Raw genomic sequence first — 7603 nt, 5'->3', positions numbered from 1 at the left:
CGGTACCGGGTAGGCGCAGAACCGGGAGGTACCTCGGCAAGCACCGCTCCCTGGTTGCAGACAGCCCGCAGGAGATCCTCGTTCCCGGACGGATAGAACCGGTCCACACCGCCCGCCATCACGGCGATGGTGGGTACGGCGCCGGAGCCCCCGGCCAGCGCAGCCCGGTGGGCATGGGCATCGATGCCGTATGCGCCACCCGAGACCACGGTGAATCCGCGCTGCGCGAGCGAGTAGGCGAGGTCGCCCGTGACGGCCGCTCCATAGCTGGTGCTGTCCCGCGACCCCACCAGGGCGATACAGGTGTCAGCGGCCGGGAGCGGCTGCTCCTGGCCGCGCCACCACAGGCAGATCGGTTCCTGGATTCCGAGGTCAGCCAACTGGCCGGGCCACAAATCGTCGGACGGGATGATGAGACGTCCGCCCAGGCGGGCCATGGTAGCGAGGTCGCGTTCCGGCGCCAGGTCAGGGATCCGTGGCTGCCAACGCTTAATCGCAGCGGCCATTCCGGCCCAGCTTGTGGCGGAGCCGTTGTCAGCAAGGAGCCCGGTGATTTCGCGCTCCAGTTCGGGCCCCGCCTTCAGCTGGCCGGTGGCGATTCCGAGGGCGTCCACCGCGCCCGCCAGCTGGACGAGGGCGAGGCCCGCAGCATCCTGGGGCTCCATGAGCCGTGACAGCGCGGCGCGCGCCAGCCGTTCCGCATCGATGGCTGGTTCCTTCATGCCGCGGCCGCCGCTGCCTGCCGCAGGCCCAGGGCCTGCCCGATGTGGTCTGTATCGGGGACGTCCCGATGGGCAAGGTCGGCAAGGGTCCACGCCAGGCGCAGAACCCGATCGTAGCCGCGGGCTGTCAGGACGCCGCGTTCCAGGGAATGATCGAGGATGCGGGTGGCAGTTGGGGGAAGCCGCAACTCCCCGCGCAGGATGCGGCCAGGCACCTGCGAATTGGTCTCCAACCCGAACGGGCCTAACCGCTCGGCCTGCCGGGAACGCGCGGCCCGCACCCGCCGGGCGACTGACGCCGTGTCCTCCTCTTCCCCGGCCTGTCCGAACTCGGCCAGGGACACCCGCTCGACCTGGAGCTGGATATCCACCCGGTCCAGCAAAGGTCCCGACATCCTGGCGAGGTAGCGGCGCCGCATCATGGGGGTGCAGGTGCAATCGAGCCCTTTGCCGGAGGCCTTGCCGCACGGGCAGGGATTGGCGGCGAGCACCAGTTGGAAACGCGCGGGGTAGGCAGCGGTTCCTGCGGACCGGTGGATGACCAGCTCACCGCTCTCCAGGGGCTGCCGCAGGGCATCGAGGACACGGCGTTCGTACTCGGGGGCCTCGTCCAGGAACAACACCCCGCGGTGTGCCCGCGATGCCGCTCCCGGCCGGGGCAGCCCGGAGCCGCCGCCGATGATGGCAGCGGCGGTTGCGGAGTGGTGCGGGTTTTCAAAGGGCGGCCGGCGCAGGAGCTGGACCGCGGATGACGGCAGGCCGCACAACGAGTGGATGGCGGTGACCTCCATGGATTCATGGTCGCCAAGGTCAGGCAGCAGGCCTGGCAGGCGTTCCGCGAGCATGGTTTTACCGGCGCCCGGCGGACCTGTGAGCAGCAGGTGATGGGCTCCGGCAGCCGCGACCTCAAGGGCACGGCGGGCGTCGCCCTGGCCGGAGACATCCGCCATGTCCGGACAGCTGGCGGCCTCGCCGGGCGCGTCGCCGTAGTCCTCGGCGTCGTCCGGTTCGAAATCCAGGGCAAGTTCCTGCGGGTCTGCCCCGAAGTCCAGCGCCAGCCTGGCGAGGGTCCGGTATCCGCGGACGTTGGCGCCGGGGACCAGCGACGCCTCGGCGTGGTTGGCCTGCGCCACCACGATCTCCGCATATCCGGCCTGCACCGAGGCCATCACGGCAGGAAGGATTCCCCGGACGGGCCGGAGCCTGCCGTCAAGCCCGAGTTCCGCGATGAAGACCGTGCGGCCGGTCGGCTTGATGTCGTTGGCCGCCCGGAGCACAGCCATGGTGACAGCGAGGTCAAAACCTGAGCCGCGCTTGGGAAGCGATGCCGGGATCAGGTTGGCGGTGATCTTCCGCCGGCTGAGCGGGATGCCGGAGTTCTTCGCCGCGGACCGGATGCGCTCCTTGGCTTCATTCAAGGCGGCATCCGGCAGGCCGAGGATCACAAAAGCCGGGAGGGTCTGGCCGATATCGGCCTCAACCTCCACTATGTACCCGTTCAAACCCACCAGCGCGATGGAGTACGTGCGGCCCAGCGCCATTCACCCCACCCCCTTGAGGTGCTCCACCAAGGGTTCGCCGCCGCCGTCGTCCACGACCGCTATCACGTCCACGCGCCGCAGGGGCATCCGCAGTTCCCGGTCCCGGCACCACGCCGAACCGAGCCGGTGCAGCCGGGCGAGCTTTTCGGGCCCGACGGCCTCGAAGGGATGGCCGTAATCCAGCGAGCGGCGGGTTTTGACTTCGGCAATGACCAGCGCGTCGCCGTCGAGGGCCACGATGTCTATTTCGCCCTCGGTGCAGCGCCAGTTGCGCTCCACCACCAGCATGCCCAGGGATTCAAGGTATCCGACGGCGAGGTCCTCGCCGTGCCGGCCCAACAGGTCTTTTGATTTCATCTTCTACCTCCGCAACCAGCCTGCTGCCGGAAGCAAGCGAAGGTAAGGGAACAACTGCCCTATGTGGACCGGGCAGGATGTGGAGGAGAAGTGGAGTGGCGGGCCGGGCGCTAGTTGCCCAGGTCCACGTCCTTGGGCATGGCCAGCTCCTCGTTGCGCGGAAGCTCTTCCACGTTAACGTCCTTGAATGTGAGGACCCGGACGCTCTTGACGAACCGCGCCGACCGGTACACATCCCACACCCAGGCGTCCTGCAGTGTCAGGTCGAAGTAGACTTCACCGTCCGCGCTGCGGGCCTGAAGATCAACATGGTTGGCCAGGTAAAAGCGCCGTTCGGTCTCGACAACGTAGCTGAACAGTCCGACGACGTCGCGGTATTCACGGTAGAGCTGCAGCTCCATGTCGGTTTCATAGTTTTCAAGATCTTCAGCACTCATGGTTCCATCTTGCACCATCTCAACCGCCGCAGGCGCCGGAGCATGGCAGGACTCAGTCTTCCGCTGAATCTTCCCAGCCGGGCAACCCGCCGGGGTCCGGCTCCCCGTCCTGCAGCTCCCCGTCCGCCAGCTCCCCGCCCAGCAGGCGCCAGCTCACCCGGTGGTAGGGAGTGGGCCCAGCCGCGCGGAGCACGTCGCGGTGCAGCGCAGTGGCATACCCCTTGTTGATGTCCCAGCCGAAGTCGGGGTACTCAACGTGCAGTTCCCGCATGGTCCGGTCCCGCTCAACTTTGGCGATGACGCTGGCGGCGGCCACGCTCAGGCACTGCATGTCCGCCTTGACCTTGGTATGCACCGGGGCGTCACAGGCAACGTCGAGGACCGGCGGATCGAACAGGGACGGCTGCCCGGCCGGCGAGAGCCAGTTGTGGCTGCCGTCGAGCAGCACCATGTCCGGGGTAACTCCGCCGGCAAGGATGTCACGCCAGGCACGGGTACCGGCCAGACGCAGCGCGGCGATGATGCCAAGCGCGTCAATCTCCTGGGCGGAGGCATGCCCCACGGCGGAGGCCACGCTCCACCGCCGCACCAGGGGCTCCAGCCGCTCCCGCTCCGCAGGGGCCAGGAGCTTGCTGTCCCGCACCCCGGCCAGTGACTTCTGCCGTTCGAGGTCGACCACAGCGATGCCCACGCTCACCGGGCCTGCCAGTGCACCGCGTCCCACCTCGTCCACCCCGGCAAGGTACCGGACCCCCTGCGCCTTGAACGACCGCTCGTGGCGCAACGTCGGGGCCTTGGCGCGGACGGCGGATACCTTGGTGGATCCGGACCGGGTCCTTCCAGGAGCGGCCTGTGCCGGATTGGTCTGCGCCGGATCGGCCTTAGCCGGGGCCGCCTTGACTGCCGGGCACATGTCAGGGGGCCGCCGGCACGTTCCGGAACACGTCCGGGTGGTTGTCCAGGGAGGTGATCCGGCTCAAAGGCCACGCGATGACCGCTGCCTTGCCCTCGAGGTCGTCGACGTCGATGAAGCCGCCGTCGGCGTCCATGTGCGCGCGGGAATCGGCGGAGTGGTTCCGGTTGTCACCCATCACCCACACCTTCCCTTCAGGAACAACGACGTCGAAGTTGCGGACCTGCGGAACCTCGGCAGGGTTGACGTACGTTTCGTCAAGGGCGGTCCCGTTAACAGTGATTTTACCGCCGGTGTCGCAGCAGACCACGTGGTCCCCGGGCAGGCCGATGACCCTCTTGACGAGGTGCTGCTCCGAATTGTCCGGCAGCAGCCCAACGAACGTCAGACCGTCCTGCACCCAGGTGAACGGCCCCTCAGCCTTGGCAGGCGCTGCCGGCAGCCAGCCCTTGGTGTCGCGGAAGACCACAACGTCCCCACGGCTGAGCGAGAAGGGTTCCGGCACCAGGAGGTTGACGAAGATCCGGTCATCGACATCCAGTGTGTTCGCCATAGATTCGGACGGGATGAAGAAAGCCCGGAAAAGAAAAGTCTTGATGAGGAAGGAGAGCACGACGGCGATCACCACAACGGTGGCCACTTCCTTCAGCCAGGCGAACACCGGGTTGCCGGTCGGCTTGTCCGCCGCTTTGGCAGCCGAACGGCTTTCCGCCGGCGCCGGGGCAGGAGACGCGGGGGCCGGTTCGTCCGCACCGGGGACAGTTGCCCCGGAGGCCGGGCCGGCCGGGGTATCCGAAGTGCCGTCGTGGCGCGGTTCCGGTGTCCGCGCGTGGTTCTCGGGCATCTACTGTCCGTTCTCTATGGTTGGTTCAGCCGCGGGCGGCCGTGGTACTGGAGCAAATCTATCAAGCGGCCAGACGATCTGGACGGGCCTGCCAATAACCCGGTCTATGGGCACCATCCCCCCGCCGGGCGCTCCAAGCAGGCTGCGGGAGTCTGCGGAAAGCGAACGGTGGTCGCCCAGCAGCCACAGCCGGCCGTCCGGGACCACCGCACTGAACCTTTGGGTACTGGGCGCGTCGCCGTCGAAAATGTACGGCTCCTCCAGGATCTGGCCGTTGACGGTGATCTTTCCTCCCGCATCGCAGCAGACCACAGTGTCACCGGGGAGTCCGATGACCCGCTTGACGTAGGTGGTGTCGCTGCCGGTGAGTCCGAGCCACTGGGTGATTCCGGATGCGGCATCCGCGAGCGGGCCCCGGCCGCTGTTGAGCGGCGCAAAAGTGCCCCGCCCGTCAAAGACAACAATGTCTCCCCGCCGTATCGGTTCTTCCTGGAAGCCGGTCCGCGATACGAGGATCCGGTCTCCGCCCTCCAGGACAGGCTCCATGGATTCGGACGGGATGAAGTAGACATCGATCCACAGGGACCGGACCAGGCCGCTGACCGCGACCGCCAGGAGGAGCGCCAGGAACGCAAAACGCCAGCCCATTTTTGGGGGCTGGCGTTTTGTCTGGTCCATGTCCGTATCCTGCTGCGCTGGTGCTGATTGGCTCCGGCGCTGGCCGGTTACGGCTGCGGCCCAGCCTTCGTAGGTCCGGGAGGGACTTACTTGGCGGTGCTGAAGTCGCGCTTTTCCTTGATCTTTGCAGCCTTACCGCGCAGTGCACGCATGTAGTAAAGCTTGGCGCGGCGAACGTCGCCCTTGGTGACAACTTCAATCTTGTCGATGATCGGGGAGTGTACCGGGAAGGTACGCTCAACGCCGACACCGAAGGAGACCTTGCGGACCGTGAAGGTCTCGCGGACGCCGTCACCCTGGCGGCCAAGGACGAAGCCCTGGAACACCTGGACGCGGGAGTTCTTGCCTTCGATGATGTTCACGTGAACCTTCAGGGTGTCACCCGCCCGGAACTCGGGAACATCGGTGCGCAGCGAAGCTGCATCTACGGAATCGAGAATATGCATGATTGCACTCCTGGTGAACGCCACAGGTCATTCACTTTGGGTCACGGCAGGCAAGCCCGGGCGCTTGTCAGCGACCCGGAAATTGCTGCCGAAAGTTAAGTGGTCCGGCCGCCTCAATGGTTGACGAGGCCGGTTGCCTAAGCTGTTGGTTGCGCTCCCCCTGTGGCAGGTGCGGACCCAGCAGACACAAGGACTAATTTTGCCACAGTGGAACCGTTACAGCCAATCCTGCCGGGCCCCGGCAGGCAGGATACGCCGGGCGGCGCCGATCAGGGGTGTTGCCCGGTCGCTTCAGGGCGGCGGGCCAGCTTCCCGTCCACGACGTCGTATCCCAAGTTCTGCAGTTCGGTGCGGTCCGCACGGGGGAGGCTTCCGGCGTCGAAACCTTCCAGCAGGTCCGGACGGCGCGACGCCGTCCTGCGGAACTGCTCGTGGCGGCGCCACTGGGCGATCTTGCCGTGGTTGCCGCTCAGCAGCACGGCAGGCACTTCCCGCTCCCGCCAGACGGCGGGCTTAGTGTACACGGGATACTCCAGGAGGCCGTCGGAATGGGACTCCTCCACCAATGATTCCGGGTTGCCCACCACGCCGGGCAGCAGCCGGCCGATGGCCTCCACCATGGCCAGGACGGCCACTTCCCCGCCGTTGAGGACGTAATCCCCCAGGCTGACCGGCCGCACATCGAAGTGCTCGCGTGACCACTCAATCACGCGCTCATCGATTCCCTCGTAGCGCCCGCAGGCGAAAGCAAGATGCTCTTCCTCCGCGAGTTCGTAGGCCAGCGCCTGGGTGAACCGCTCCCCTGCGGGCGAGGGGACGATCAGGACGGGCTTGCCCTCGGCCCGGGGCCGCTCTTCGGCGATGGAGGCGAGGGCCTGCGCCCAGGGTTCCGGCTTCATGACCATGCCCGCGCCGCCGCCGTAGGGGGTATCGTCCACGGAACGGTGCTTGTCGGTGGTGAAGCTGCGGAGGTCGTGGACGTGGAGGTCCAGGATTCCGTCCTGCCGGGCCTTGCCGATCAGCGAGAGTTCAAGGGGTGCCAGGTACTCGGGAAAGATGCTGACGACGTCGATGCGCATTTAGGCGTTGCCTTCTGGTTCCGAGGGGGCTGCTTCGGCCTCCGCGTTCAGCTCGAAAAGGCCGGCCGGCGGCGTAAGGAGGATGTACCCTTCCTCGATGTTGACCTCGGGAACAATCTGCTCGACAAACGGAACCAGGATTTCGTTGCCTTCCGGGGTGGTGACCCTGAGCAGGTCCTGCGCGGTCCCGGTGTTGAGCGCGGCAACCTTGCCCACCACGTCTGAGCCCACCCGGGCCTCGAGTCCAACGAGTTCGTGCTCGTACCAGCCTTCGTCGTCGTCCTCATTCAGCTCCTCGGTTTCAATAAAGAGCTTGGCGCCGCGCAGCGTCTCTGCCTGGTTGCGGTCTGCCACCTCTTCGAAGCCGAGCAGGAGGATGTCCTTGTTCCACCGCGCACTGCTCACCGTCAGGGGGCCCAGGGCCGCGGGGTCAACCACCATCTCGGTGCCGGGGACAAACCGGTCCCCAGGGGCATCGGTCAGGACCTGGACCGTGACTTCCCCGCGGATGCCGTGGGGCTTGCCAATGCGGGCCACCTGAAGCTGCATGTGTTCCTCTGTTCCAAATGTGTGGATTGCGGTTGTT

At 66.6% G+C, this 7603-nt stretch carries 10 protein-coding genes; all 10 read right to left on the bottom strand.

Annotated features, from left to right (window positions below; genetic code table 11):
* The coding region (locus P2Q66_RS00060; RefSeq protein ID WP_275724619.1) for a DNA-processing protein DprA at positions 1 to 722 on the bottom strand (722 nt) is incomplete at its 3' end.
* Positions 719 to 2263 carry a YifB family Mg chelatase-like AAA ATPase gene (locus tag P2Q66_RS00055; protein WP_275724618.1) on the bottom strand — a complete coding sequence of 515 codons (1545 nt, stop codon included), beginning with the start codon at positions 2261 to 2263 and terminating at the stop codon, positions 719 to 721. The genes P2Q66_RS00060 and P2Q66_RS00055, both read right to left, overlap by 4 nt.
* Positions 2264 to 2620, bottom strand: coding sequence for a YraN family protein (locus P2Q66_RS00050; RefSeq protein WP_115525545.1), 357 nt, complete (start codon positions 2618 to 2620; stop codon positions 2264 to 2266).
* A gap of 110 nt (positions 2621 to 2730) precedes the next feature.
* Positions 2731 to 3057, bottom strand: a complete 327-nt coding sequence (locus P2Q66_RS00045) for a DUF2469 domain-containing protein (RefSeq protein ID WP_009359307.1) — start codon at positions 3055 to 3057, stop codon at positions 2731 to 2733.
* A gap of 52 nt (positions 3058 to 3109) precedes the next feature.
* Positions 3110 to 3970 carry a ribonuclease HII gene (locus P2Q66_RS00040; RefSeq protein ID WP_275724615.1) on the bottom strand — a complete coding sequence of 287 codons (861 nt, stop codon included), beginning with the start codon at positions 3968 to 3970 and terminating at the stop codon, positions 3110 to 3112.
* Between the two features lies 1 nt (position 3971).
* Positions 3972 to 4814, bottom strand: coding sequence for a signal peptidase I (lepB, locus tag P2Q66_RS00035; RefSeq protein ID WP_275724614.1), 843 nt, complete (start codon positions 4812 to 4814; stop codon positions 3972 to 3974).
* Positions 4815 to 5492 carry a signal peptidase I gene (lepB, locus tag P2Q66_RS00030; RefSeq protein ID WP_115525548.1) on the bottom strand — a complete coding sequence of 226 codons (678 nt, stop codon included), beginning with the start codon at positions 5490 to 5492 and terminating at the stop codon, positions 4815 to 4817.
* Between the two features lie 86 nt (positions 5493 to 5578).
* A complete protein-coding gene (gene rplS / locus P2Q66_RS00025) occupies positions 5579 to 5938 on the bottom strand; it encodes a 50S ribosomal protein L19 (protein WP_079598963.1) in 360 nt (119 codons plus the stop codon).
* 269 nt (positions 5939 to 6207) lie between these two features.
* Positions 6208 to 7017, bottom strand: coding sequence for a tRNA (guanosine(37)-N1)-methyltransferase TrmD (gene trmD, locus P2Q66_RS00020; protein ID WP_079598962.1), 810 nt, complete (start codon positions 7015 to 7017; stop codon positions 6208 to 6210).
* Positions 7018 to 7566 carry a ribosome maturation factor RimM gene (gene rimM / locus P2Q66_RS00015; RefSeq protein WP_275724621.1) on the bottom strand — a complete coding sequence of 183 codons (549 nt, stop codon included), beginning with the start codon at positions 7564 to 7566 and terminating at the stop codon, positions 7018 to 7020.
* Positions 7567 to 7603: the final 37 nt, after the last annotated feature.

The organism is Arthrobacter sp. Cr_A7 (assembly GCF_029222765.1).
GTDB lineage: Bacteria > Actinomycetota > Actinomycetes > Actinomycetales > Micrococcaceae > Arthrobacter.
The sequence above is the reverse complement of the archived record's forward strand: the minus strand, read 5'-3'. Positions and strand labels throughout refer to the sequence as shown.